The sequence below is a fragment of the Enterococcus spodopteracolus genome (assembly GCF_030441955.1).
Taxonomy (GTDB): domain Bacteria; phylum Bacillota; class Bacilli; order Lactobacillales; family Enterococcaceae; genus Enterococcus_B; species Enterococcus_B spodopteracolus.
The window spans coordinates 244,160-270,923 of record NZ_JARJHD010000003.1; the positions used below are offsets into that span (position 1 = coordinate 244,160).

23 protein-coding genes and 2 pseudogenes are annotated in these 26,764 nt (G+C 39.3%); 8 read left to right on the forward strand and 17 right to left on the reverse strand.

Annotation, left to right across the window (positions count from 1 at the left end; translation table 11 throughout):
* The first annotated feature begins 15 nt into the window (after positions 1-15).
* Both P3R27_RS06255 and P3R27_RS06260 read left to right on the forward strand, forming a co-directional pair.
* Positions 16-600, forward strand: coding sequence for a recombinase family protein (locus P3R27_RS06255; protein ID WP_019723066.1), 585 nt, complete (start codon positions 16-18; stop codon positions 598-600).
* 276 nt (positions 601-876) lie between these two features.
* The gene (locus P3R27_RS06260) at positions 877-1,563 is read left to right on the forward strand and encodes a 2,3-diphosphoglycerate-dependent phosphoglycerate mutase (protein WP_010734478.1); all 687 of its coding nucleotides are present in this window, start codon (positions 877-879) and stop codon (positions 1,561-1,563) included.
* A 346-nt stretch (positions 1,564-1,909) separates the two neighbouring features.
* On the opposite strand, the gene P3R27_RS15185 is transcribed toward P3R27_RS06260, so the two are convergent.
* From P3R27_RS15185 to P3R27_RS06320, 13 genes are all read right to left on the reverse strand, one after another.
* Positions 1,910-2,197 (reverse strand): CPBP family intramembrane glutamic endopeptidase, encoded by a 288-nt coding sequence (locus P3R27_RS15185; RefSeq protein ID WP_080693168.1) that lies wholly within the window; start codon positions 2,195-2,197, stop codon positions 1,910-1,912.
* 783 nt (positions 2,198-2,980) lie between these two features.
* Positions 2,981-3,688: a purine-nucleoside phosphorylase gene (deoD, locus tag P3R27_RS06265; RefSeq protein WP_019723069.1), complete on the reverse strand. Its 708-nt coding sequence runs from the start codon at positions 3,686-3,688 to the stop codon at positions 2,981-2,983.
* A gap of 23 nt (positions 3,689-3,711) precedes the next feature.
* Positions 3,712-4,527, reverse strand: a complete 816-nt coding sequence (locus P3R27_RS06270) for a purine-nucleoside phosphorylase (protein ID WP_265262133.1) — start codon at positions 4,525-4,527, stop codon at positions 3,712-3,714.
* An 85-nt stretch (positions 4,528-4,612) separates the two neighbouring features.
* Positions 4,613-5,779, reverse strand: a complete 1,167-nt coding sequence (gene deoB, locus P3R27_RS06275; protein WP_034689417.1) for a phosphopentomutase — start codon at positions 5,777-5,779, stop codon at positions 4,613-4,615.
* Between the two features lie 94 nt (positions 5,780-5,873).
* Positions 5,874-6,830: an ABC transporter permease gene (locus tag P3R27_RS06280; protein ID WP_034689418.1), complete on the reverse strand. Its 957-nt coding sequence runs from the start codon at positions 6,828-6,830 to the stop codon at positions 5,874-5,876.
* Positions 6,830-7,963: an ABC transporter permease gene (locus P3R27_RS06285; protein WP_034689419.1), complete on the reverse strand. Its 1,134-nt coding sequence runs from the start codon at positions 7,961-7,963 to the stop codon at positions 6,830-6,832. Before P3R27_RS06285 ends, P3R27_RS06280 begins: the two co-directional genes overlap by 1 nt.
* Positions 7,956-9,518, reverse strand: a complete 1,563-nt coding sequence (locus tag P3R27_RS06290; protein WP_034689421.1) for an ABC transporter ATP-binding protein — start codon at positions 9,516-9,518, stop codon at positions 7,956-7,958. Before P3R27_RS06290 ends, P3R27_RS06285 begins: the two co-directional genes overlap by 8 nt.
* Positions 9,519-9,767: 249 nt before the next feature.
* Positions 9,768-10,853, reverse strand: coding sequence for a BMP family lipoprotein (locus P3R27_RS06295; protein ID WP_034689422.1), 1,086 nt, complete (start codon positions 10,851-10,853; stop codon positions 9,768-9,770).
* A 63-nt stretch (positions 10,854-10,916) separates the two neighbouring features.
* Positions 10,917-11,315 carry a cytidine deaminase gene (locus P3R27_RS06300; RefSeq protein WP_019724046.1) on the reverse strand — a complete coding sequence of 133 codons (399 nt, stop codon included), beginning with the start codon at positions 11,313-11,315 and terminating at the stop codon, positions 10,917-10,919.
* Between the two features lie 17 nt (positions 11,316-11,332).
* Positions 11,333-11,995: a deoxyribose-phosphate aldolase gene (gene deoC / locus P3R27_RS06305; protein ID WP_034689423.1), complete on the reverse strand. Its 663-nt coding sequence runs from the start codon at positions 11,993-11,995 to the stop codon at positions 11,333-11,335.
* A gap of 13 nt (positions 11,996-12,008) precedes the next feature.
* On the reverse strand, positions 12,009-13,310 hold the full coding sequence (locus P3R27_RS06310; protein WP_034689424.1) for a pyrimidine-nucleoside phosphorylase: 1,302 nt from the start codon (positions 13,308-13,310) through the stop codon (positions 12,009-12,011).
* Between the two features lie 140 nt (positions 13,311-13,450).
* A complete protein-coding gene (locus P3R27_RS06315) occupies positions 13,451-14,467 on the reverse strand; it encodes a LacI family DNA-binding transcriptional regulator (protein ID WP_034689425.1) in 1,017 nt (338 codons plus the stop codon).
* A 501-nt stretch (positions 14,468-14,968) separates the two neighbouring features.
* A complete protein-coding gene (locus tag P3R27_RS06320) occupies positions 14,969-15,574 on the reverse strand; it encodes a class I SAM-dependent methyltransferase (RefSeq protein WP_034689427.1) in 606 nt (201 codons plus the stop codon).
* 289 nt (positions 15,575-15,863) lie between these two features.
* Here P3R27_RS06320 and coaA point away from each other — a divergent pair, with 289 nt between their 5' ends.
* Both coaA and guaA read left to right on the forward strand, forming a co-directional pair.
* The gene (gene coaA / locus P3R27_RS06325; protein WP_019723173.1) at positions 15,864-16,787 is read left to right on the forward strand and encodes a type I pantothenate kinase; all 924 of its coding nucleotides are present in this window, start codon (positions 15,864-15,866) and stop codon (positions 16,785-16,787) included.
* A 58-nt stretch (positions 16,788-16,845) separates the two neighbouring features.
* Positions 16,846-18,411 (forward strand): glutamine-hydrolyzing GMP synthase, encoded by a 1,566-nt coding sequence (gene guaA / locus P3R27_RS06330; RefSeq protein WP_034689428.1) that lies wholly within the window; start codon positions 16,846-16,848, stop codon positions 18,409-18,411.
* Positions 18,412-18,885: 474 nt separating this feature from the next.
* On the opposite strand, the gene yicI is transcribed toward guaA, so the two are convergent.
* Genes yicI through P3R27_RS06350 form a run of 4 tightly spaced genes read right to left on the reverse strand, consistent with a single transcriptional unit; the run spans position 18,886 to position 24,187 of the window.
* Entirely contained in the window at positions 18,886-21,144 is a 2,259-nt protein-coding gene (gene yicI / locus P3R27_RS06335) for an alpha-xylosidase (protein WP_265262151.1), read from the reverse strand.
* Between the two features lie 11 nt (positions 21,145-21,155).
* Positions 21,156-21,995, reverse strand: a complete 840-nt coding sequence (locus P3R27_RS06340; RefSeq protein ID WP_034689639.1) for a carbohydrate ABC transporter permease — start codon at positions 21,993-21,995, stop codon at positions 21,156-21,158.
* Positions 21,992-22,858: a carbohydrate ABC transporter permease gene (locus P3R27_RS06345; RefSeq protein WP_301355813.1), complete on the reverse strand. Its 867-nt coding sequence runs from the start codon at positions 22,856-22,858 to the stop codon at positions 21,992-21,994. Before P3R27_RS06345 ends, P3R27_RS06340 begins: the two co-directional genes overlap by 4 nt.
* Before the next feature lie 48 nt (positions 22,859-22,906).
* Positions 22,907-24,187 (reverse strand): ABC transporter substrate-binding protein, encoded by a 1,281-nt coding sequence (locus tag P3R27_RS06350; protein ID WP_126133801.1) that lies wholly within the window; start codon positions 24,185-24,187, stop codon positions 22,907-22,909.
* 113 nt (positions 24,188-24,300) lie between these two features.
* Here P3R27_RS06350 and P3R27_RS06355 point away from each other — a divergent pair, with 113 nt between their 5' ends.
* The 4 genes and pseudogenes from P3R27_RS06355 to P3R27_RS06370 all read left to right on the forward strand — a co-directional run.
* Positions 24,301-25,239 (forward strand): AraC family transcriptional regulator, encoded by a 939-nt coding sequence (locus P3R27_RS06355; RefSeq protein ID WP_126133800.1) that lies wholly within the window; start codon positions 24,301-24,303, stop codon positions 25,237-25,239.
* 339 nt (positions 25,240-25,578) lie between these two features.
* Complete coding sequence (locus P3R27_RS06360; protein WP_034689648.1) at positions 25,579-25,812, forward strand: AbrB/MazE/SpoVT family DNA-binding domain-containing protein; 234 nt, start codon at positions 25,579-25,581, stop codon at positions 25,810-25,812.
* Positions 25,809-26,215 (forward strand): annotated as a pseudogene (locus P3R27_RS06365) (type II toxin-antitoxin system death-on-curing family toxin). Before P3R27_RS06360 ends, P3R27_RS06365 begins: the two are co-directional and overlap by 4 nt.
* Positions 26,216-26,309: 94 nt before the next feature.
* Positions 26,310-26,762, forward strand: a pseudogene (locus P3R27_RS06370) (GHKL domain-containing protein); the annotation flags it as partial.
* Positions 26,763-26,764: the final 2 nt, after the last annotated feature.

Consider the following 26,764-nt stretch of genomic DNA (forward strand, 5'->3'; position numbering starts at 1 on the left):
TAGAAAGGAATCACCATGAAGATTATCGGTTATGCACGTACAACTATCAATGATGTCGATTTGACGGCTCAAATGCAAAAACTCTCTGATTTTGGCTGTCACGAAATTTTTCACGAAACGTATGGTCAAAAAGACAGTTTATCTGACGCCATTTGTTTAGAAAAAGTCATCGAAAAAATGGAGCAAGGCGATACATTAGTGATTTGCCAGCTTCATCATCTAGGAAAATCGACAAGACAACTAACAGAATTCACGAAATTATTTAAAGACCGTGGATTACATCTAGTCAGCATCACAGAAAAAATCGATACTCGCGAACCTATGGGGACGGTCTACTTCCAATTAATGGAAGGATTAGCTGAGATGGAGTGTGCATTGATCAAAGAACGCACGCTGATTGGATTAGATGAAGCACGCAAAAAAGGAAAAATCGGCGGACGACCAAAAATCGATGCCAAAACAATCAAAAAAATTCGTCGTCTCTACTATGAAAAGAAAGAAACGATCCAATTTATTTCTTCAAAATGTGGCGTTTCAGTTGGCACTTGCTACAAATATATCAATTTACCTGAAAAAGAGCTTCAGCAATTATTCAATTAATTAGCAAGTACAACCTCGTTGATTTCAATAATTGATCGAAAGAACCTACACTAACCCAACAGAAATTATTTTACTTAATAGATAAAAAAGGTTGTCAAACAAGTTTTTTGAGTGAAAGCTCTGTAATAACGCTTGTTTCCAGCCTTTTTTTAGTTCGTCTGTGGTCTTTTAAACAAACAGCTTTCATTTTACAATGGAAATCTTATGAAAAACATTGTACAATAAGGCAGAACTGAAATTTTCAGAAATAACACTTATTTTAAAGGAGAGTTAAACATGCCAAAATTAGTTTTTTCTCGTCACGGTCTTAGCGAATGGAATGCATTGAACCAATTTACTGGTTGGGCAGATGTAAACCTAGCACCAGAAGGAATCGAAGAAGCAAAAGAAGGCGGACGTAAAATCAAAGAAGCTGGAATCGAATTTGATGTTGCTTATACTTCTGTATTAACTCGTGCCATCAAAACTTGTAACTTGATTTTGGAATACTCAGATCAACTTTGGGTACCACAAATCAAATCATGGCGCTTGAACGAACGTCATTATGGTAAATTACAAGGATTAAATAAAAAAGAAACAGCGGAAAAATATGGTGACGAACAAGTTCACATCTGGCGTCGTTCATACGACACTCTTCCTCCATTAATGGAAGCAACTGATGAAGGTTCAGCAGCAAACGATCGTCGTTATGCAATGTTAGACAAACGCGACGTACCTGGTGGAGAAAACTTGAAAGTTACTTTAGAACGCGCATTGCCATTCTGGCAAGACGAAATTGCACCAGCTTTGTTAGACAACAAAACTGTCTTAGTGGCTGCACATGGTAACTCTTTACGTGCGTTGGCAAAACACATCGAAGGAATCTCTGATGAAGACATCATGGATCTTGAAATCCCAACAGGTCAACCACTTGTTTATGAACTAAACGACGACTTGACTGTAATCAAAAAATACTACTTATAATAGATCCTCTATTGTAAGTATGACAGCCCCCTCACCTCCTATTATTGTAAGAGATGAAGGGGCTGTTTTTTTAGATATTGGATCGACGGCAGTCTTAGCTATCAAATGCGAATGACACCAATTTACATAACAACTAACGATCATAATAGTAAGTACTGTTTGAATAAACAAAAAGTTAAGAGAGAAGGTGTAGCATTGAGAGAAAAAAGAACGTTTAGTTTATTCCCTATCACACCTAATGGCACATGAACCAATCAGTAATCATTTCTAAATAACTCGAAAGATTCGTTATGTAAGAGATTTTTAATACCTTCGCAGCCTAGGCATTCTTTCTAGGACGGGCTGTTTATTGGACAATAGCTAGCGAGAGGACAAATAGATTATATAAGCTATGTAACATCATGGCAGGTAATATATTGTTGGTTCTCACGTATAGATAGGCTGTAGCTAAAGTCAAAAATAGAACCTGAACCATTGCGCATAGATTTCCACCATATGTAAAGCCACGCCTATAGAAAAAGAATCCTGTTGAAAACAAATCAAATACTATTTTTAACCAATTGGACTCAGTTATACTCAAAAATAGGTAGCGGTAAACTATTCTCTTATTAGGGCAGTCACTATGACAGAAAATAGAACAATACTATCGTAATTTTGTGAGACACTGCAAAACTGTCAAATACAAGTACTATATATATGAAATTCGTCACTAACAAACGTAGTAAAGTGAATCCAGCTTGTTTTATCATTGACAGATTCATACCTTGTAATGCTCGATTTAATTCGATCATGCAAAGTAAGTAAATAAAATCATTATCAGATTTAGACCCAATTGGTTATTTTATAATAATATGAGAATGGTCTTACTTCTTGATGTTCTGAAATTTGTTATACAAAAAATGGTTATCCAGACAGTTACAATGATACTTTTATTTAGAGTTAACCGAATGTGATCTACCTTCATCTTGACCACCAATTAATCGAAGAGGAGTCATCTTGCCTCCCTTCTCACCGTCTCCTGAAAAAGCAAGTAGTAATCCCTTAGATAATTAAAACACTTAAAATCTCTATCTGATCGCATTCCCAACATACAATGCTTATGTTTATTAAATAAACAATATCTTTTGGTATCTCCCTTTCAATTTATCAACTTGCTATGTAAAAATACTCTTTGTTATTTTCATCACCACTTTCTCAATTATCTCAAAACAACAACTATTACTTTTTCATTATATCTCCTCCTTTTTTTGTATAGCAAGGTGCAGAGAAAGAAACCTATTAGTAAAATCTTGCACAGATAACATTTGTATTTGTTATCTACTAGTAACCTACAGTAACAATTACGCAAAAAGCGTAAAAGCCAAAATAGTTCCCTATTATGACTTTTACGTTTAATCAAATTCTTTCATTCCAATTACTACCCTTGAATCGCCGTTTCCAATCCTACTTCAATCATATCATTGAATGTTGTCTGACGTTCGCTGGCAGTTGTTTCTTCACCGGTGATCAGATGGTCACTGACAGTCATGATCGCTAGTGTTTGCACATGGTATTTTGCACCTAGATAATACAACGCAGCAGCTTCCATTTCAACGCCCATTACCCCAAGTTCAGCTAACTTGAATGTCTCTGTCAAATCGTCTTTGTAGAAAGAATCTTCTGATAGCACATTGCCGACGTGAGTCGTAAAGCCTTTTTCTTTCGCCACTTCATATGCTTTTAACAACAGGTCAAAATCACAGATTGGTGGAAAATGGAACGCATTGAAATCCTTCTCAATCATGGAAGAACTAGTCGCAGCTCCTTGTGCTAATACCAAGTCACGTACGTGCACGTCTTTTGACAATGCACCACATGTCCCAACTCGAATCAATTTTTTCACGTCATAGGAATTCACCAACTCATGCGCATAGATCATCGCTGATGGCATCCCCATCCCTGTTCCTTGAACAGAGACTCTTTCCCCTTTATACGTGCCTGTATACCCAAGCATGCCGCGTACTTGGTTGTAACATACTGGATTTTCTAAAAAAGTTTCTGCAATATACTTCGCTCTTAGTGGATCGCCAGGAAGTAAAATCTTGTCTGCAATCTCTCCTGGTTTTGCTTCAATATGAACACTCATTTTCGGACCTCTCAATCAATTTTTTATAGTAAAGAAAGTGTTTCTTTGATCAATAATTTAAATGTTTGTTTGACTCTCTCAGTTGTTTCAACGACTTCTTCATGATTTAAGTTTGCCTGCATACCAGCAGCCAAGTTGGTGATACAAGAAATCCCTAAGACCTTCAACCCGCTATGCGCTGCCACAATGACTTCTGGTACAGTCGACATGCCCACTGCATCTGCCCCCATCACGCGAGACATGCGAATCTCAGCTGGTGTTTCGTACGTTGGACCAGAATAGCCCATATACACGCCTTCTTTTAATTCTACGTCTAATGATGTCGCTGCTGCTTTTGCCATTTCGCGATACGCTTTTGTATAAGCTTCACTCATATCAGGGAAACGAGGCCCCATTTCTTCATCATTTGGTCCAATCAATGGATTTTGACCTGTAAAATTGATATGATCCGTGATCAACATCAAATCTCCTGGTGCAAATGATTCATTTACTCCACCACACGCATTTGTCACGACAACTGAATGTGCGCCTAATGCAGCCATTACACGTACTGGATAAGTGACGGTTTGCATCGAATGACCTTCATAAAAATGGAAACGTCCTTGCATCGCCAATACTTTTTTGCCTGAAAGTGTCCCATAGACAAGCTGCCCCGCATGTCCAACAACTGTCGAAGTTGGGAAGAAAGGAATCTTGTCATAAGGAATCACGATTGCTTCTTCGATCTCCTCTGCTAATTCTCCTAGTCCTGAACCGAGGATCATCCCGAAATCAATGGTGCCTACACCTTTACTTTTGATAAACGCTGTCGTTTCTTGTAACATCTCATTTAATTTCATTGTCTTTCTCCTATATATAAAATTTTGATTGTTCGATCTTACATAATAAAGTCAATGATGATTTTCAAGTGGAGGCTGCTCTTGATTATTTCAATAGCTTCAAGAAGCTTTCGCCATTTTCAGTAGCTGCAACGTCAAAGTTTTCAGCAATCGTTGCAGAGATATCCGCATAATAGCCTTGTGGTAAACTGCCTTGCTCGTTCATCTTTTTACTATAAGCAAGTAGCGGCACATATTCTCGCGTATGATCGGTACCAGTGAAGGTCGGATCATTCCCATGGTCAGCGGTGATCAATAATAAATCATCCTCAGCCATTGCATCTAATAATTCCGGAATACGCAAATCAAAATCTTCGATGGCACGCGCATAACCAACCACATCACGGCGGTGTCCGTATAACGCATCAAAGTCTACCAAGTTAGTGAAACTTAAACCATGGAAGTCTTGTTTCATTACATTCAATAATTGATCGACACCATCCATGTTACTCTTCGTACGGACAAAATCGGTGATGCCTTGACCATTAAAAATATCATTGATCTTACCTACCGCAATGACATCTTTGCCGGCTTCTTTCAATGAGTCTAATACTGTATGACCAAATGGATCTAATGCATAATCGTGTCGGTTACTTGTTCGTGTAAAGTTGCCTGGTTCTCCAATATATGGGCGTGCAATGATTCGACCGATCATATACGGATCGTCTTTCGTAATTTCACGAACGTATTCACAAATGCGGTAAAGTTCTTCTAAAGGAATAATTTCTTCATGTGCAGCAATTTGTAATACCGGATCAGCTGACGTATAAACGATCAAGTCACCTGTTTTCATTTGATGCTCACCAAAGTCATCAATGACGGCTGTTCCGCTATAAGGTTCGTTACAAACAATTTTACGTCCAGAGAAGTCTTCGATTTTCTTCAATAATTCATCAGGGAAGCCATTTGGAAAAACACGAAATGGTGTTTTGATATTCAAGCCCATGATTTCCCAATGTCCTGTCATTGTATCTTTGCCGACAGAAACTTCTTCCAATTTTGTCGCATACCCTTGATGATCTTGCACTGCTTCGACCCCTTCTAAAGGACGAATCGTTCCTAATCCAAGTTGCTCCAAATTCGGTATCGTCAACCCAGCTTCTTTAGCAATATGACCTAATGTATCCGAACCTTTATCTCCGAATTTTTCAGCATCAGGTGCTTCTCCGATTCCGACTGAATCCATGACGATCAAATGTACGCGTTTAAACATGAGTATTCCTTCTTTCTATTTATTTTCTTTATAAAGTAAAAAGAGCGAGCCGAAAAAAACTTCCCGTAACCCGCCCTTTTTAATCACTAAACGATTATTTGGATTTTATATAATTCTTACCGTTGGCTTTTGGTCCAGATGCTTTCCCTAAGAATGCGACTAAAACGATAATCGTTAATAGATAAGGCGCAATCTGTAGTAAAACTGGTGGGATTGAAGAAATCACTGGTAATTGCGCGCCAATGATACTCAAACTTTGTGCAAAACCAAAGAATAAGGATGCACCCATCGCACCTAGTGGATTCCACTTACCAAAAATCATTGCAGCCATTGAGATGAATCCTTGACCGACAATCGTTCCTGCTGAAAAGTTTCCAGAAATCGATTGAGCGAAAACAGCTCCACCCATTCCTCCAAGAAGACCAGAAATCAAGACACCTGAATAGCGCATCGCATATACATTGATCCCTAGTGTATCTGCAGCTTGAGGATTTTCCCCAACAGAACGTAAACGTAAACCAAATTTAGTTTTGAATATGACGAACCATGCAATAACAGCAATTAAAATCGCACAATACGCTGGTAAAAATGTATTTCTAAAGAAAATTTGACCAATCACTGGAATCTCAGATAATCCAGGAAATGAAAAGTAACCTAAGTTTTGTGAGATATTGTCAGTTTGTCCTTTACCATACCATGCTTTGATCAAAAATACACCTAAAGCAGGTGCCATCAAATTGATGACCGTGCCACTGATGATATGGTCTGCGCGCAAGCTGATCGTTGCGACTGCATGGATCAAAGAAAAGAGAACACCAACCACGCCACCGACTAAAATAGCAATCCAAGGAGTCATTGAGCCTAATGTGTCACTCATCGTCAAGTTGAAGACGACCGCACTAAACGCCCCCGTCACCATGATGCCTTCTAACCCAACGTTGACGATCCCGCTTCGTTCAGAAAACGTTCCGCCTAAGGAGGTTAAAATCAACGGTGTTGAATAAACAAGGGTTGATGTAAGGATCAAGGAAATCAGTTCTACTGTTGACATTACAGCTCTCCTCCTTCTTGATTTTGATGATTTGGTTTCGTTTCAATCGTTGCGACGATTTCCTCTTGTTTTTTCCCTTGGAAGAATTTCGCCATAAGGAAACGAATCAAGAAGTTGATCCCCACGAAGAAGATGATCAAGGCAATCGATACATTGACGATTTCAAACGGTACCCCAGCACCGGTCTGCATCCCTAATCCACCGATTTTTAGGACACTGAATAATAGCGCAGATAACAAAATCCCAATAGCAGAACCAGAACCCAATAATGACACGGCCATACCATCAAACCCGATGGATAATGAGGTTGTCTGTACGAAGAAGTTTTGGTATGTTCCTAGTCCTTCGACCACACCACCTAGTCCAGCTAATCCACCAGAGATAACCATGGATAAGACAATTGTTCGTTTACTACTCATTCCCGCATATTCAGAGGCGTATGGATTCAATCCAACAGAACGGATCTCAAAGCCTAGGGTTGTTTTCTTCATGACGATCCATACAACAACTAACGCAATCAGTGCCAAGAAGAGTCCGCCATTCACGCGAGAGCCTCCAAACATCTGCGTTAGCCAAGGAATACGTAAGGAAGCATTCTCACTGATCATATTGGAAGAGTCTAAACTTGAACGATAAGATTCAGGCATTATTTCATGAAGTGTATACGTACTTAAATAAAGCAAAATATAATTCATCATGATTGTTACGATCACTTCACTTGTTCCAAAGAACGCACGTAACAATCCTGGAATAGCTGCGGCCATTGCCCCAGCAAGAGCTCCTAAGATCACGCACATTGGTAATAGAACGATTTTTGGCAAATCAGGAAATGCTAATGCGGTCCAAACACTTACGATCCAACCACAGAGTGCTTGTCCTGAAAGCCCGATATTAAAGAATCCGGCTGAATTCGCAACAGAAAAGCCTAATGCCGTAAAAATCAAAGGCGTGGCTTGTCTTAATGTTTCACCGATACTTCGTTGTGAACCTAATGAAGCATTCAACATGGAAGAATAGCCTTGGATTGGATGGTACCCAAACGCGACCATCAAAATAGCACCTAAAATCAATCCTAAAATTACCGAAAATATAGGCACTAGCAGATTACGAAATTTTTCGCTACGATCATTCATGTGCCTCACCCACCTTTTCTAACTCTCTTCGTGCTTCTTCTAACGTATAGCCCGCCATCAATAGACCTAGCTCGTTTTCAGATGTTTCTTTTGGATCAACAATCCCAACGATTTCCCCTTGATGGATCACCGCAATACGATCTGATACATTTAAAATTTCTTCTAATTCAAAACTAATCAACAAGACTGCTTTGAATTTATCACGTTGTTCGATCAAACGTTTATGGATAAACTCGATCGCGCCAACATCTAAACCACGCGTCGGATTTGCAACAATCAGAAGATCAGGATCACGATCAATCTCACGTGCAATGATGGCTTTTTGTTGGTTCCCACCAGATAAAGCTTTCGCTGGTACTAATTCGTTCGTTGTCCGCACATCATACTCATCGATTAAATCTCTAGCATGTTCATTTATCACACCATAGTTCAACAGACCATTTTTGCTATACGGTTTTTGATAGTAGGTTTGCATGGCAATATTTTCAGATAACGTCATATCAAGAACCAAGCCATATTTATGTCGATCTTCTGGCACATGTCCTAGCCCAGATTCAGTGATTTTACGTGGTTTTTTATTCGTGATCTCTTCGTCTTTCAAACGAATCGTTCCACTTTCTACTTTACGTAAACCGGTTAACGCTTGAATCAACTCCGATTGTCCATTTCCATCGATTCCAGCAATACCCAAGACTTCACCTGCTCGGACTTCCAGACTTAGATTTTTCACCGCTTCTAAGCCACGGTTTTCCTTGACCACAAGATTTTCGACAGAAAGTACGACTTCTTGCGGACGTGCTTCTTTTTTCATTGTTTTGAATGAGACGGTTCTTCCAACCATCATATCGGCTAACTGTTGCGAAGAAACATCCTTCACATTGACCGTTCCAATCCCTTGACCCCGACGAATAACCGTACAACGATCGGCAACTGCTTTGATCTCATCTAATTTATGTGTGATCAAAATGATCGACTTTCCTTCTTTGACCAGCTCTTTCATGATCACGATCAACTCATCGATTTCTTGCGGCGTCAGTACGGCTGTTGGCTCATCAAAAATCAAGACATCTGCACCACGATAGAGTGTTTTTAAAATCTCCACACGTTGTTCCATACCGACAGAAATATCACGAACGTACGCATCCGGATTCACTGCTAAGCCATATTGTTCAGATAATCGTTTGATTTCTTCACGGGCTTTCTTACGGTTCAAGATACCACCTGTACTTGGCTCACTACCTAGTACGATATTTTCTGTTACTGTGAATGCATCAACTAACATAAAGTGTTGATGTACCATTCCGATCCCTAATTGATTGGCTTTCGTCGGGCTCGTGATGTTTACTTCTTTGCCGTGCATCAAAATCTCACCTGATGTTGGCTCTAAAAGACCCGATAAAACATTCATTAACGTTGATTTACCTGCACCATTTTCACCAAGCAAGGCATGGATTTCTCCTGCTTTCACTTGAAGGTTGATGTTGTCATTTGCTTTGAAAGTACCGAATTGTTTCGTGATATTTCGCATTTCGATGACAATATTTTCTTGATCCACATTTTTCACATCCTAACAATTTATATCCAGACGACATTGTTTAAAAAATAAAAGGGACGATGACGATCGCTCACAAAACGTCGCTCATCGAGCAACTAAAATCCAAGGAACTAAGCTACTTGTTACAAGTTGTTCCCTTATCCAAATCGGGATACCTAGCAACTTGCATAAAAAAACAACATATAAGTAGATAACTAAACGATAGCCCTGTTAAACAATTGTCCAACAAGGCTATAGAAATGGTATTTATTAGCTTTCAGGAGTTTCAGGAACTTCGATGTCACCTGAAATGATTTTTTCTTTTGCTTCATCTACTGCTTTTTTCGCTTCCTCAGAAAGTTGGCCTTCAGTGATCCCTACACCGTCTTCTTTCAAACCATAAACAGTGTGTTCGCCACCAGGGAAGTCACCATCTGCTGATTGTTGTGCTAAATCTTTTACAACTGTTCCTACACCTTTAAGTGTTGATGTCAATGTGAAGTTTTTGTCTTCACCATTCAATGTGTAGTTCCCTTCGTCAGATTGGTCACGGTCAACACCGATTACCCAAACTTTTTTGTCGCCTGATTCATTTAATGATTTTGCTTCTTGGAAGACACCGTTACCTGTACCACCTGAAGCATGGAAAATGATGTCAGCGTTTTGTGCGTACATACCTTGTGCAATTGAACGTCCTTTATCTGGAGCTGAGAAATCACCTGCGTATTGGTTCAATACTTCGATGTCTTTGTTCAACGCTTCAGCGCCCGCTTTAACTCCAGCATTGAAACCAGCTTCAAAACGGTCGATTACTTCACCTTTAACGCCACCGATAAATCCAACCACATTTGTTTCAGTTGTGTAAGCTGCTGCAACTCCAGCAAGATAAGAAGCTTCGTTATCTTTGAATGTTGCTGAAACTACGTTGTCTTTTCCTTCGATCACATCATCAATGATTGCAAAGTTTGTTTCAGGGTTACTTGTTGCTTGTTCTTCGATTGCAGGTTTCAATTTAAAACCAATCCCAAAAATTGTTTTAAAGCCAGCGTTTAACGCTTGATCGATATTTGGAATATAATCTGATTCATTGGCAGATTGGAAATATTGGAAGCCATCGTTTCCACGTGACAAGCCTTGCTCTTTACCCCACTCTTCTAACCCTTCCCAAGCTGACTGGTTGAATGAACGGTCGTCGACGCCACCTGTATCTGTAATCAATGCTGCAGTTGCTGTTCCTGATGCACTGTTTCCACCGGTTGAATCAGTAGAATCTGAACCGCCGTTACCGCATGCGCTTAAAAGTAAGCCTGCTGATAGTGCGATAGCACCTAAACCAAATAATTTTGCTTTTTTCATTTCTGTAAAGCCCCCTAAAAGTAGTTGTTTTTTCAACAGTCAGCTGACTGAATTGAACTTAATTTATAAATCTTTTTCTGAAAATGCGTAAGGTAATAGCTCTCTTACGGTCATCGTTTTCGTCACACCGTTGTCGCCTACCAAAGTGACTGGCATCTCTGGCTCACAAAATTCTGCCATTACTTGGCGACAAGCACCACATGGAGAAATCGGCTCAGGTGTATGACCTGCAACGACTAGATGTGTAAAGTCCATTTCTTTTTCAGATACTGCTTTAAAAAACGCAGTACGTTCTGCGCAATTCGTTAAGCCAAATGACGCATTTTCGATATTCAATCCTTGATAGGTTTTCCCAGATGCTGTCACTAAACAAGCACCTACTGGAAATTTGGAATAAGGCACATACGCTTTATCCAAAGCGTCGATAGCGATATCGATCCATTCTTGTTTGATTTCTGACATCTTTTTCTCCTTAGAAATTAATAGCCTTCGCCAGTTGAACCAGACATGATTGCGACACCTGCACTTGTACCGATTCGTGTGGCACCAGCTTCGATCATCGCAACGGCTTCTGCTTCATTGTGGATACCACCTGAAGCTTTGACGCCCATTTCTGGACCAACCGTTTCACGCATCAAACGGATATCTTCCACTCTTGCTCCACCAGTTGAAAAACCAGTAGATGTCTTAACAAAATCAGCTCCTGCAGCTTTCGCTAATTCGCAAGCTTTGATGATTTCCGCTTGTTCTAACAAGGCTGTTTCAATGATTACTTTAACTAACGCGCGATCTTTTGCAGCTTCGACTACGGCTTCGATATCTTTTTTCACGACATCATCTTGTTCAGTTTTCAAGGCACCGATATTGATGACCATATCCACTTCATCTGCGCCATTTTCGATCGCATTCTTTGTTTCAAATGCCTTTGTTTCAGCCGTATTTGCTCCTAATGGGAAACCAATAACGGTACAAACAGCGACTGGCTCACCTTGTAATTCCTCTTTCGCCAAGGCAACCCATGTTGGATTGATACATACTGAATAGAAATGATGTTTTTTTGCTTCCTCAATAATGCGCATCACATCTGCTTTTGTTGCATCTGCTTTTAGAATTGTGTGGTCGATCATTCGATTTAATTCCATGTCTCTTCTCCTTCTACTCTGTAATGATGTCATGAATCAAGATAGGCTTCTCCGCCGTATCACCGATTTCAATATTTTTATATAATAAGTCGATCACTGGCGAAATGTCTTCTTCATTACTATAGATCGTCAATAGCGATTCGCCAGCTTCTACTTTATCACCGATTTTCTTATTCAATCGCAAACCAACAGCGTGATCGATCGAATCTTCTTTCGTTTTACGTCCTGCACCAAGCATCATTGCTGCGATCCCGAATTCGTTTGCAACGATTTTGGTCACGACACCCGTTGTCTTAGCTGGCAGTTCATAAATATAACGAGCAGTTAACAACCGCGCAGGTTCATCGACGATTGTCGGATCCCCCCCTTGGTTTTGGATCATCTCTTTGAATTTCGCTAAAGCTTTTCCAGATTCGAGTGCTTCTTTAAGCAATGTACGTGCTTCTTCGATCGTTGTTGCTTTACCTGCTAGCACCACCATCTGACTGCCTAAAGCATAGCACATTTCGACTAAATCTTCCGGTCCGTTCCCCTGTAGTGTCTCGATTGCTTCAATGACTTCTAAGCTGTTGCCGATCGCTTCACCCAATGGTTCAGACATATCAGAAATCACTGCCACTGTTTGACGATTAGCCAACTTGCCGATCCTTGTCATGGTCTTAGCTAAACGTCTTGCATCTTCGATATTTTTCATGAAGGCACCGTCACCCGTCGTCACATCTAGCACGATCGCATCCGCTCCTGCGGCAATTTTTTTACTCATGATCGAGCTAGCAATCAATGGGATCGAGTTGACCGTTGCTGTCACATCACGCAAAGCATACAATTTTTTATCTGCTGGAGCGAGATTGCCCGATTGGCCGATCACCGCTACTTTACTTTCGTTCACGATGCGGATGAATTCTTCATCTGATAGTTCGATCCGAAATCCAGGAATAGCTTCTAACTTATCTAATGTGCCACCTGTGTAGCCAAGACCACGCCCTGACATTTTTGCCACAGTTGCACCTACACTTGCTACTAAAGGTGCTAAAATCAAGGTAGTTGTATCCCCCACACCTCCGGTAGAATGTTTGTCGACTTTTATTCCTTCTAATGAGCTCAAATCGATCACATCGCCAGAATGAGCGATCGCCAACGTTAAATCTGTGATTTCTTCATCGGTCATATCTTGATAAAAAATAGCCATCAATAATGCACTGATTTGATAATCAGGGATTTTATCGTTTGTGTAGTTCGTGACAATATACGAAATCTCTTCTTTTGATAACTGGTATCCATCTCTCTTTTTTTCAATCAAATCGACCATCCGCATGACGTAATCCTCCTCGTCTTCATTCGGTATTATACAGGAAATCTGAAAAAGGTAAACCACTTTAGTAAACCGGTTTACTATTTCCCCGCAATGTATCTCACCAACTTTGTAAACACTTACATAAGCAATATAACGCCCAACTAGACCTTTGTCAATGTTTTTACGCTCTCACGAATAATTAATTTTGTTTCGAACACTTTGTTCGGAACTTTTCTTTGTGGAAATTCAATCGTATCAATCAAAAAGCGAGCCGCGTAAAAACCAATATCGAAACTCGGTTGCTTGACCGTTGTCAGCTTAGGAATCATATACTCAGACAATTTTAATCCGTCAAAACCAATCACTGAAATATCCTCTGGAATCTGCTTGCCCATTTCATGAATAGCTTGGTAGCAACCAATTGCCATCGCATCATTGCCACAAAATACCGCTGTCACATCTTTATGACGTAACAAGCGCTTACTTGCTTCGTACCCTCCTTGGACAGTCAGGTCTCCTTCTTCGACAAACTTACCGTTGAACGCCAGTCCATGGTCTTTTAGTGCATGACGATAACCATTGAACCGCTCCTCTAACTGATAGTAGCCAGTTGTCTCTTTTAGCATACCAATTTTAGTATGACCATTTTTGATCAGTAACGAGACAGCTTGATAAGCGCCTTCATATTCTTTCACGATCAAGCGACCGTTATCTCGACGATTCAACCCACGATCGATCAGGATGATCGGCATGTTGTTATAAAAACTACTATCAAGTGCATACTCTTGCGGCAACACATTCGGCGTCGCTAACAATAAACCATCTACGGATCGATGAGAAAGCTCCCTTAAATACTTCAGTTCATTGTCTTGACTATGTCTGGAGTTACAAAGAATGATGACATATCCTAAGGGGTTTAAATAACTTTCAACCCCTTCGATCACTTTGGAAAAGAAGAAATCTGTGACATCTGGCACAATCATGCCAATCGTTTTTGAGTGGCGATTGATCACATTGGAAGCAAAATAATCGGGCTTGTAATGATGTTCATTTACGATCGATAACACTTTTTTTCGTGTCTTTTCACTAAAACGGCTGCCTTTATTATTTAAAATCTGTGACACAGTCGTCACTGAAACACCTGCCATCTCAGCAATATCTCGAATTGTCAGTTTCACTTTTGTTCCCCCTTTATATATGTAAATTCCCTAACAGTGTACCAAATGGTTTTCGAAATGGATAGAGGGAATGAGGTTAGGCCAAAATTAAATGAGTCTCATATAGTGATTCACTAGATAAATTTTATAACAATGTCTTATGTTTCATGGTTCACTCTCACTTCACCTCATCCTACTTTATTTACCCATCACCGATGACTATTCGTTTATTTGGTGTAGTAACATCTATATTCTAAAACTCGACCGACCCACACTAGTATATTTAAATTGCTTTGATTTTATAGACTTTTAAAAAAACTCGATGTGCTTTTTTACTGTTATTTTAGCTATGTAAAAGCATTAAATAATATGTTATTTTTCTATCTTGCATTACTTATTTATTACTTTATTTGTATTGTCATTTTCCTTTCACATCCATTGATCAACTTCTTGTACAAACAAAAAAAGTCAAAGAAATACTGCTTATTTCTTCGACTGTTTCGTTGCTTACATTCAGTTTTTTCAGTCTTCTTTCACACTCCGGATAATATAATAGCCTTTATCTTTGATCACGATTTCTGCGTTGCCAAATGTTTCCTGCATTTTCTTTTGTGCGCTAGGTGCCCCTTGTTTTTTCTGAATAACGATCGTTAAAGTACCGCCCGTACGTAAACGAGGATACGCACCTGTCAAGATTTCATGTACGACTTTTTTGCCTGCACGAATCGGTGGATTGCTGACGATTGCAGCATAATCTGTTTCTGTCACCTCTTCATAAATGTTTGACTGGTAAATCGCTACATTTTTGATTCGATTTCGCTTCGCATTTCCTTGTGCTAAATCAACCGCTCTAGCATTAATGTCTACCATCTCCACGAAACGCTCACTCGCATAGGCAAGAGAAAGCCCGATTGGACCATAACCACAGCCAACATCCAAAATTTTGCCTTCTGGTAGCTGTGCCCAGTCAAAGGCATCGATCAATACACGTGAGCCATAATCGACTGTTTCACGTGAAAACACGCCCGAGTCTGTCACAAACTGAAAGATTTTTCCTCTTAACTCAAATGACCATTCGTCAAACTCATGAGCAGTCTCTGGGTGTTCGGAATAATAATGATTCGTCATAGTTTCCATCCTTCTCAATTAGATGTTCATAGTCTAACGTGTTCCTGGAGAAGGTGCAAGCGAAACTGTACCTATCAGAGATTTTAACCATTCACTACTTGAAACTTTTGCTGTACTGCTATGATTTGATTCAATCTTTCCATTTTTTTTATTTCTCAAAAAAAAGCCTACTTTCATCGTATTACTTATTTAATCAAGAAAATAATACGATATCCCTTCTTAGTGGTAGGGTTCGACACGCATTTATGTTAAAATAGGTCCATTGATGGGAGAATCCAGGAGGCTATGTATGAATGATCCAATGAATTATTACCGTGTGGCAAGAGAAGAGTGGCGCGAATTTTACCGAAATGGTCAAGCTCCATTGACACAAGATGAACTAGATAGTATAAAAAGTTTGAACGACCGGATTTCCATGCAAGATGTTCGCGACATTTATGTACCACTTGCACACTTGATTTTTCTGCATATGAAAGAGTTTGAATCCCTCTCTCTGAGCAAAGGGTTGTTCCTTCATAAATACACTCAAGTCCCACCGTTTATTATTGGGATTGCCGGAAGTGTCGCAGTTGGTAAAAGCACCACCGCACGCTTATTACAAATGATTTTATCTCGGACATTCAAGCGTAGAAATGTCCAACTGATCACGACAGATGGTTTTTTATATCCGAATAAAGTCTTAAAAGAACGTGGTATCATGGACCGAAAAGGATTTCCGGAAAGCTATGACATGGAAAGGTTGATCGATTTTCTTAATCAAGTGAAATCCGGTCAAGAAACAACCAAAGTTCCAGTCTACTCTCACGATGTCTATGATATTATTCCCGATGAATACGAACTGATCCAACAACCGGATATTTTGATCGTCGAAGGAATCAACACGCTTCAACTACCAGCTAATCAACAAATTTACGTCAGTGACTTTTTTGATTTCTCTGTCTACGTTGATGCAGATTCTGAATTGATCGAAAAATGGTATTTGGATCGCTTTGGCGCGTTACTTGATACAGCTTTTCAACATCCACAAAACTATTATTACCAATTTGCCATTGGCAATCGTGAAGATGCGTTTAAAATGGCAAGAGATGTATGGAAAAATGTGAATTTGAAGAATTTAAACGAATATATCTTGCCTACTCGTGGAAGAGCCGATATAATTCTCCATAAAACTGAAAATCATATTATTGATTCGATTTTCATGCGAAAATATTAGCATTTTAAAATAGTTCAACTATTTTGAGATAAATTTTAAAGGGATAGGGGTAATAAATGTGACGAACGTTGCCGATATGACAAACGTTGAAAAAATTATCGTACTAGATTACGGTAGTCAATATAATCAATTGATTACACGACGCATCCGTGATTTAGGTGTTTTTTCTGAATTATTGAGCCACCGCATTACAGCTGAAGAAGTGAAAGCCATGAATCCGAAAGGAATCATCCTTTCTGGAGGACCAAATAGTGTCTATGATGAGAATGCTTTTGGCATTGATCCTGAAATCTTCAATTTAGGAATTCCAGTGTTGGGTATTTGTTATGGTATGCAATTGATTACGTACAAACTAGGCGGTTCTGTTGAGCCTGCAAAAAATCGTGAATACGGCAAAGCATTGCTTGAAGTAACAACCGACGATGCGGCGCTATTCAGCCAAACACCAAAACAACAAACCGTTTGGATGAGCCATGGGGATCTAGTAACCAAAGTACCAGAAGGTTTTGAAACTGTTGCTACAAGTAGCGATTGCCCAATCGCATCGATCCAAGACAAAGAACGTAACTTCTACGGTATCCAATTCCACGCAGAAGTCCGTCATTCAGAATATGGGATCGAATTATTACGTCATTTTGCTTTTGACATCTGTCACTGTGAAGGCAATTGGACAATGAACAATTTCATCGATATGCAGATCGAAAAAATCCGTGAACAAGTTGGCGATAAAAAAGTCTTACTTGGTTTATCTGGCGGAGTGGATTCAAGTGTCGTTGGTGTCCTTTTACAAAAAGCGATCGGTGATCAACTAACATCGATTTTCGTTGACCATGGTCTATTGCGTAAAGGTGAAGCAGATCAAGTCATGGAAAGCTTAGGCGGAAAATTTGGCTTGAATATCATCAGAGTAGATGCAAGAGAACGTTTCTTAAATAAACTTGCAGGTGTCTCTGATCCTGAAGAAAAGCGTAAAATCATCGGTAACGAATTCGTATACTTATTTGACGACGAAGCAACAAAGCTTGCCGGCGAAGAAGGTGTGTCTTTCTTAGCCCAAGGAACACTTTACACCGACGTAATCGAAAGTGGAACAGAAACTGCCCAAACGATCAAATCACACCACAACGTAGGTGGCTTGCCTGAGGACATGCAATTTGAATTAATCGAACCATTGAACACATTATTCAAAGACGAAGTCCGCGAACTAGGCACACAGCTTGGTATGCCTGACTCAATCGTTTGGCGCCAACCTTTCCCTGGACCAGGTCTTGGTATCCGTGTCTTAGGTGAAATCACTGAAGAAAAATTGGAAATCGTCCGTGAATCAGATATGATCTTACGCGAAGAAATCGCCGCTGCCGGTCTTGACCGTGACATCTGGCAATACTTCACTGTTTTACCTGGTATCCGTTCTGTTGGCGTCATGGGCGATGGTCGTACGTATGACTACACTGTCGGTATCCGTGCGGTCACATCAATCGATGGCATGACAGCTGACTTTGCACGTATCCCATGGGATGTGCTACAAAAAATCTCTGTACGTATCGTCAATGAAGTCGCACACGTGAATCGTATCGTGTACGATATTACCTCTAAACCACCTGCAACTGTGGAGTGGGAATAGGATAATCAAAAAAACCGTGAATCCTTTGTTAATGAAGAGATTCACGGTTTTTTTGTTTTGTAACTAATGGAATACAAAACAGGCTCTTTGTCAATAAAAGTTGAAATGAATAACAAAAAGACTGAGGGGTATCAAGGCTCTCAGTCTTCAATCATTTTTAAAGTTTCTCACAAAGCACCCCAATCACTTCAACTATCTACTTTTTTACATAAAAGGTGAATCTATACGTATCAGTAGTACATTTATCTCTTCTAATACTTCGTAGATGTTGATCAAAATCGCGTAAGAAATCGAACCTGTCACGTCATGGTGATGGGCGAGTCGTTTCTCTCTTTCGATTTTCCATTTGCTCGTAACCACCATGGCTGGCTAGACAAAACAGACGAAACAACACGCACACTCTACCTTCTCTCATGGGTTGATGTTAAGATGTCGTTTCGTCTGTTTTGTTGTCTAACACCAGCACCTTTTTTTCTATTCAACTAGCATGGAGCAGCCTAGTGGATGTTCAGTCCATCCTTGTACTTTCCGGTTTCTAAGCACGACTTGGACATGTGATAACCCTTCTATTTTGACATAATAGCTATTATCTTCAGGGATAATCGTGATCATACCCACTGGAAGTCCTTTTTGATCCACCACTCTCTGTGATACTTTTTCAGTCACTTCAAAGGCATGCACAGTTAAGTCTTTCGTATAATCATATGCAGCGGTCGTATCCACGGAACCTTCAATAATCAATGAATTAGGACGGACCATGAGTGGTAAGTGGAAGTAATCATAGGTCTGTGTGTGCCATTGTTGACCTTCAAATACTCGATTATCTAAATAATTCGTCCAACGTCCTTCTGGTAAATAAAAAGTGACCATTCCCTGCTCATTAAAAATCGGTGCAATCAACAACCGTTCACCGAACATATACTGTTTATCGATCGTATGCGTCGTATAGTCTTCTGGAAATTCCAGCATCACCGGGCGCATCATCGGGATACCTGTTTGCGCTGTTTCTACCGCTTGCTCATAGATATAAGGCATCAAGCGATTTTTTAATTTTGAAAATCGTTGGCTGACTAACACAGCTTCTTCCCCAAAGTTCCACGGTACTCGATATTCAATATTACCATGGTAGCGACTATGAGTAGATAGTAATCCGAATTGTGTCCAACGTTTATAAATATCCGCTGTCGCATTCTCTTCAAATCCACCAATGTCATGGCTCCAGAAGCCAAAGCCGGATAACACAAATGAGAGTCCACCCCTTAATGATTCTGCCATGGACGGGTATTCCGATAAGTTGTCCCCACCCCAATGAACTGGAAATTTTTGTGAACCAACCGAAGCAGAACGAGCAAATACGACCGCTTCATCTGGGCGTAATTCTGCTAATAATTCAAAGACGACTTCGTTATACAGATACGCATAATAGTTGTGCATTTTTTGTGGATCAGAACCATCGTGATAATTCACATCCGTAGGTATACGTTCACCAAAATCCGTCTTGAAGGAATCGACACCGATTTCTATGAGTTCCTTCAGCCTTTCTTGATACCAATGACGCGCTTCTGGATTGGTAAAGTCAATGATTCCTTGACCCGCTTGCCAAAGATCCCACTGCCAAACTTCGCCATGTTTATCTTTGATGAAATACCCTTTCTTTTTACACTCTTGAAAGGCTGCCGCTTTTTGTCCGATATACGGGTTGATCCATACACAGACCTTCAAGCCCTTCTGGTGGATTTTTTCAATCAGTTGTTGCGGATCTGGAAACCGCTCGCGATTCCATTCAAAACCGCACCACTCGAATTCTCTCATCCAAAAACAATCAAAATGAAAGACATCAAACGGAATCTCTCGTGTCTGCATTTCTTCAATAAATTGCATGACTGTTTCCTCCCGATAATCCGTCGTAAAGGAAGTCGATAACCACAAACCAAACGACCATGCAGGTGGCAAGGCTGGTTTGCCAGTTAAATCAGTGTATTTCTTTAAGATCGTTTTCATATTGGGTCCATAGATGATATAGTATTCTAATCGTTCACCTGCTACACTGAATTGTGTCCGTGAAACATTCTCCGAACCGACTTCAAATGAGACATTTTCAGAATGATTGACAAAGACACCATACCCTTGATTCGTTAAATAAAAAGGGATATTTTTATACGCTTGTTCACTACCAGTACCGCCATCTTGATTCCAACAATCAATGATTTGCCCATTTTTGATGAAATGGGTAAATCGTTCACCTAATCCATAAACATATTCATACGGATCTAATGACAATTGTTCTCGCATATAATACAGCCCGTCACTACTTTTGACCAACGCCTGTGCTTTTGGCAAAGAAGAAGTCAAACGTTTCCCTTCCGCGAGAAAATCAATTTGGAATGCGGCGTTTTTCGGCACTCGTGCGACTAATTGTCCTGATTGAAATGTATAGAATTCTTCATTTTCTGTATCGATCATGACAGAAGTTAATTGTTTGTTTAGTTGGAAATCAGGTCCAGTTTGTACTTTGTCATGATGCACCAGTTGTACTTTGATAATATCTTCTCTTGGTGATTCAAAAGACAAGGTCGTCATCCCTAGATTCAAGGTATCTCCTCTTGTCTGGATCGGTTTATAAGGCAAGAAAAGAGTTAAGTTGTCCTCCTTCACTTGAGCTTCATAGACATGATTCGAGTGTTCAAGGTGAAATCCTTCTTTTGCCAACCAATAGCCGTTTGTAAACTTCATTTATTTTCCTCCTACTTCACTGCGCCATCTGAAATGCCTTTTACGACATATTTTTGCAAGACAACAAATAAAAGAATAATCGGTAAGACGACGATCACTAGCGCAGCCAGTGCGAAGTGCCACTGCTTATTGAATTCGCCGAAGAAATAAAACATCTGTAAAGGAATTGTATACATCCCTGCTTTGTTGATGCTTAATGAAGGCAACAGATAATCATTCCAAAACCATAAGGCATTCAATACGATCACTGTCACTGTTGTAGGCTTCAGCAAAGGAAAAATGACTTGCCAATAGATTTGAAAGGTATTTGCCCCATCGATCAATGCCGCTTCATCTAATGATTTCGGAATGCCTCGTAAAGCACCATAATATAAAAAGGTCGACATACTTGTTGCTAATCCTAGATACATCACCATCAAGCCTGGTTGGTTCAGCATACTGACTTGCCCAAAAAGTGAAATCAAAGGGATCATGATTCCCTGAAAAGGAATCAATAAGCCAATTGCAACAAAGAAATATAGAAATGAACTTAAGCGACTCGTGTTTCTTGATAACGCGTAAGCCGCCATTGAAGAAACGAACACGATCAACACTAATGATCCGATCGTTATCAGTAACGAATTAGCTGCACTTTTGAAAAAATCCAATCGCTCGAACGACTCGATATAGTTATCAAGTATTAACCCAGTTGGTAAAGTGAGTGTGTTTTGGAATATCTCTGCTTTGGTTTTGAATGAATTGATTACCACCAAGAAAAAAGGATAAAACCACAAACTAGCAAGCAATATCCCGCCTAAAATCAGTAAAGCCTTCTTAAACTGTCGTGGATGTTTCGCTTTGGATTGCTTCATGCACTGACCTCCTTTTTTCTTGTCAGTGAGATTTGAACCACTGAAATGATCACGATAATAACCAGAAAAATCACCGCTTTCGCCTGTGCATAGCCCATCTTACGCATCCTAAACGCTTCATTATAGATATTCATCGCCACCATTTGTGTGGAATTGAATGGGCCACCTTGTGTCAGCGCTAAGTTTTGATCATAGATTTTAAATGCATTGGACAACGTCAAGAACAACGTGACGGTGAAAGCTGGCATCAACATTGGTAATTTGATACGGAAAAAAACTTGCAAAGGATTTGCCCCATCTATATCTGCCGCTTCCAAAATCTCTTCTGGAATGTTGTTGAGAAATGAGATATAGATCAGCATCATGTAACCACTCATTTGCCAAACAAATAAAATAATGAGCCCCCAAAACCCCGTTTCTGGTGTGTTCAACCAACTGGCAAAAAAATCGATCTCCGTCATAGTGGCCAGACTTTCAAATGCTTTATTGAAAATAAACTGCCAAATAAATCCTAGGATAATCCCTCCAATCAGATTTGGCATGAAAAAAATCGTACGGAAAAAAATCGTCCATCTACCTAATTTTTGTGTCACGAACATCGCTAGACCTAAAGCCACGACGTTGATCAATAGTACACTAAAAAATGAAAATTTTGCGGTAAATAGTAAACTGTCGATAAATCCTTGATCAATCAATGCCCGAAGATAGTTTTCAAATCCAACGAATTCACCGACTGTATTGCCATTCCAGTTTGTCAGTGAATAATAACTACCTGTCAGTAATGGAATGAACAAAACGATTGTTAACGCGAGTAATGCTGGTGCAAGTAACAACCAAAAAGCTTTTGTACGATTTGTTAACATGAGAACCCTCCTTGTGTCTCACTAGGTAGAAACCAGCAGTTAGCCACTTTACTTCCTCTCTTGTCCCCAACTGGTCTGCACAGTATCAATAAATTCTTCCCAAGAGATTCGATTGGCTGCATACGCTTGGATCTGAACACCAAATATATTTTGTCCAAATCCATCTGGATAGGAATTATGGACCCATGGAACGGTTTTACCTTTGCTTAAATACGTATAAATTTCCTTGGATAACGGATCATTGATCGTTTCGCTCGAAAAGTTGGTATACGCCGGAATAAATTGAAACTCATCGACGATTGCTGTCATCGCCTGATCATCCGTATACATCCATGTTAAAAATTCGATCGACGCCTCAATGACTGCTTGATCTTTATCCTTATTGACCCCCCAATACCAAGCTGGCCCCGCCACGATGTTGCTTTCTCCCGATGCTTCGATTTGCATAGGAAGAATCCCTAGTTTTTCTTTCGTGAACGTCTCATCTAAGCTATCTAATGTTGGTACGATCCAATTTCCTTGATGGATGATAGCCACTTTTTCACTGGCAAATAATTCTTCAACAGATGTACTGTAATCCATTGCCTCCATTGGTTGTGCATTGTACTTAATGACCAAGTCGGTGTAGTTTTTCATTTGCTCGGCATAATCTACGCTTAATTCCGGTGCTTCATAGGTCATTTCTAAGCTGTTCTCAAACTCCGGAGCAAGAAAATTTGAACTATATTGACTGGATACCCACGTTTCTGCCCCGCTAAAACCAAATACGCCTTGTAGCCCAAGTTCATCTTTTTTACTATCCAATAATTGAACGGCTTCTTCAAATGCCTCAAATGAGTTGATCGATCCACTATCGATCCCAGCTTGTTTAAAAAAATCCTGGTTGATCAACCAGCCATATCCTTCGATATTCATCGGTACCCCATAGACCGTCTCGTCGAGTGTAGCCCCCTCTAATGTCCCCTCAATTGCTTGTTTTGCTAACGTCGTTTCCCCAAGATCATAGAGTTTATGTTGCCAAATCTGCGTATCTGCTAATCCACCTAACATAAAGATATCCGGTTCATCTCCTGAGGAAAACTTCGATTGTAATGCTGCCGTCGCATCAGTTCCTCCCCCAACCGTCGTCAAGTTGATCTTGATTTGTGGATGGTCTTTCTCGAAAGCCTCCACTAAGACATCCATTTGCTCGGCTGTTTCTGTCTTGATATTGAAAATCTCTAATGTTACACTACCATCATCTGAAGACCCGCTTTGTGCCGTCCCGCAGCCAGTAATTCCTAACACCATGATAAAAGCAAGTATTAAAAATCCTCTTTGTTTCTTCATGATTATTCCTCCTCTTCTTATTCACAAATTGATTATATTGATATTTACAACGGTATGTAATCGCTATCTTAATCAAAATACTTTGTAATATTGATCAAAATGGAGGAAATGTGATGTTTAGACCAAACGATATTTTTACCCCCAATCCTAGTCAACAAGATATTGATACCACGCTAAAGGAAATGACCGAACATGGGAATAGTTTGTTTCCAATTGCCGTTCACTATACGAATCACCCAGCCTATCAGGAAAATATGATCCATCCCCATTGGCATCGAGAACTAGAGATTCTTTATGTCTATCAAGGACTCATGGAAGTGAAAATAGAAGGAGTATCTTACGTTGTTCACGAAGGAGAGGTTGTGTTTATTCCTGCGAATCAACTACATGAAGCACGCAATCACCAAGTGAATGCCTGCGCTTTTTTTGCCATCGTGTTTGATGCTTCATTCGTTGAAAGTCGTGTTTCCGATCATATCCAGCAAACTTATCTTGATCCATTGCTTCATTCAACAGAGCAAGCAGCGATCCATTTTACAAATGATTGCTCAGATATTTTGGAGATCCAACAACTTGTTATCACGATCATTGATACATTTGCCTTGAAAGAATCTCGCTTTGAACTGACGATCAAAGCACAATTATTCTTACTGCTCAAACATTTTTCGCGCTGCAGTGCTCAGGTAAATCCTACAAAATTAGTTGCTAGTAAAAACAAACTCAACACCTATCGCTGTAAAAAAATCATTCTATACCTTGAAGAAAATTACCAAAACACCATCACTCTTGAAGCAATCAGTGGTCATATTGGCTATAGCAAAGAGCATTTCTGTCGTTTCTTTAAAAAACATTTCCGTATGACTTTTTTTACGTATCTAAATCAAATGCGCATCAAAAAAGCCGAATACCTGTTACTGCATACTGAGTTGAAAATCATCGATATTGCCTTGGAAGCTGGTTTTGAAGACGCGAATTATTTCAGTAGCCTTTTTAAACGTGAGACCCAAATGACTCCGTCAAATTATCGAAAAAAAAACGCAAAAAATCATTGATTTTGCGCTTGATTTGTTAGTTGAACAATGGTTACGAGAAAAGATCTATTCTAAAACAGCAACATCTTGTATAGACGATATCTTTGATTTATTTGTCAACTCTTCTTACTTTCACTGTCAATAGAAACTAATTCATCTTGTTTCGCTAATTTGAAATATTTTCTTATCGTATCAGCTATATTCCACTCACGGAATAAGCGACTTTGTATTTCACTTACTTTGCGAACTGAGCTGAAAATAACAATATAAAGAAAAACTCATCTTTCTATAGAGTTAGATATAAGAGTGACTACGATTGGTTTAAAATCAATAAGCGTATATACTAAAGGGGAGAAGACTATGACAATTAAAGAAAGAAAATTCAGAGAAGCGGGGAACTCAGTAGTGTTAACTATTTCAAAGGAGTTTCTCAAAGAAAATGGGTTAAATCCTGGAGATGCGGTTTTTTTAGATGAAGAGAAACTTCGAGCAGCAATTATAAAAAAACAAACCTTATCTGATGAAATTGATGTAGTTATATCTCAAGCATTCACTGAATATGATACTACTTTTAGAGAGCGTGTTGATACATAAGTATTTATTACCTGGAAGCCAAAGATATTATAAAAATGAATGTGATCCAAATAAAAAAATACTCTCCTAATGAACCGATTGGTGTAAAGGACGCAAATGCTTTAGAAATGTGTGTAGGGCAACTTCAAGCCTCAGCTTTTGGTGAAGAGGTGTGTCCTTCGATTTATGAAAAAGTAGCTATCCTACTTATACAATTGATAAAGAAACATCCTTTTCACAATGCAAATAAACGTACTGCTTTCTTAGCTACTTTTGTTTTTTGAAAATCAATAGACAACTGTTAGCTATTGATCAAAAAGATGCTGTAAATTTAGTGGTATATATTGCTACATATGATAAGGATGTTGACCAACTAAAATATCAAGTGATTAACACTATAAAGACACATACGAAACCCATTTAAGGAGTGGCTGTATGTGTCTTTATAAGTGTTATTAGCTGCTATAGCGAAAGGATTGTAGTAAATTACAAATCGCTATAATTCCAACTATAGAGAACTTAGTTTATTAGATAAAATAAATGTAACGGAAATAAGAAGCTTATTGTCATTAAAATTAATGATAGCAATAGAGAAAGGTATCTCTCTACAGATAACCATACCTGCAGAAGTCAAAATTGATTCCAAGCATACGGTTAATTTAGTTCGTATACTTGGTATTGTCTTAGATAACGCAACAGAAGGAGCTGCTGTGACAAAAAAGAAAAAAATTGAATTGTTAATTTTAAAGAAGAAAAATTCGTTAGTTATTCGAGTAGTTAATACAACTATCAATAAACTTCCACTTAACCAATTAAAACAAAAGGGTTTTTCTACGAAGAGCAATCCTAAAAATGAAGGACTGGATCTGCATATCCTGGATAATTTAGCAAAAACGAACCCTTATCTATTGATTGAAACTTCAATTGAAAATCAGCGTTTTTCTCAAACAATTTATATACAAACACATTAAAA

Bases quoted from the DNA above. Each gene is read 5' to 3' on its own strand.
- P3R27_RS06255 (WP_019723066.1), top strand. From the start codon at position 16: ATGAAGATTATCGGTTATGCACGTACAACTATCAATGATGTCGATTTG.
- P3R27_RS06260 (WP_010734478.1), top strand. From the start codon at position 877: ATGCCAAAATTAGTTTTTTCTCGTCACGGTCTTAGCGAATGGAATGCA.
- deoD (WP_019723069.1), bottom strand. From the start codon at position 3,688: ATGAGTGTTCATATTGAAGCAAAACCAGGAGAGATTGCAGACAAGATT.
- P3R27_RS06270 (WP_265262133.1), bottom strand. From the start codon at position 4,527: ATGAAATTAAATGAGATGTTACAAGAAACGACAGCGTTTATCAAAAGT.
- deoB (WP_034689417.1), bottom strand. From the start codon at position 5,779: ATGTTTAAACGCGTACATTTGATCGTCATGGATTCAGTCGGAATCGGA.
- P3R27_RS06280 (WP_034689418.1), bottom strand. From the start codon at position 6,830: ATGTCAACAGTAGAACTGATTTCCTTGATCCTTACATCAACCCTTGTT.
- P3R27_RS06285 (WP_034689419.1), bottom strand. From the start codon at position 7,963: ATGAATGATCGTAGCGAAAAATTTCGTAATCTGCTAGTGCCTATATTT.
- P3R27_RS06295 (WP_034689422.1), bottom strand. From the start codon at position 10,853: ATGAAAAAAGCAAAATTATTTGGTTTAGGTGCTATCGCACTATCAGCA.
- P3R27_RS06300 (WP_019724046.1), bottom strand. From the start codon at position 11,315: ATGTCAGAAATCAAACAAGAATGGATCGATATCGCTATCGACGCTTTG.
- deoC (WP_034689423.1), bottom strand. From the start codon at position 11,995: ATGGAATTAAATCGAATGATCGACCACACAATTCTAAAAGCAGATGCA.
- P3R27_RS06310 (WP_034689424.1), bottom strand. From the start codon at position 13,310: ATGCGGATGGTCGATTTGATTGAAAAAAAGAGAGATGGATACCAGTTA.
- P3R27_RS06320 (WP_034689427.1), bottom strand. From the start codon at position 15,574: ATGACGAATCATTATTATTCCGAACACCCAGAGACTGCTCATGAGTTT.
- coaA (WP_019723173.1), top strand. From the start codon at position 15,864: ATGAATGATCCAATGAATTATTACCGTGTGGCAAGAGAAGAGTGGCGC.
- yicI (WP_265262151.1), bottom strand. From the start codon at position 21,144: ATGAAGTTTACAAACGGCTATTGGTTGGCAAAAGAAGGATTTCACCTT.
- P3R27_RS06340 (WP_034689639.1), bottom strand. From the start codon at position 21,995: ATGAAGCAATCCAAAGCGAAACATCCACGACAGTTTAAGAAGGCTTTA.
- P3R27_RS06345 (WP_301355813.1), bottom strand. From the start codon at position 22,858: ATGTTAACAAATCGTACAAAAGCTTTTTGGTTGTTACTTGCACCAGCA.
- P3R27_RS06350 (WP_126133801.1), bottom strand. From the start codon at position 24,187: ATGAAGAAACAAAGAGGATTTTTAATACTTGCTTTTATCATGGTGTTA.
- P3R27_RS06355 (WP_126133800.1), top strand. From the start codon at position 24,301: ATGTTTAGACCAAACGATATTTTTACCCCCAATCCTAGTCAACAAGAT.
- P3R27_RS06360 (WP_034689648.1), top strand. From the start codon at position 25,579: ATGACAATTAAAGAAAGAAAATTCAGAGAAGCGGGGAACTCAGTAGTG.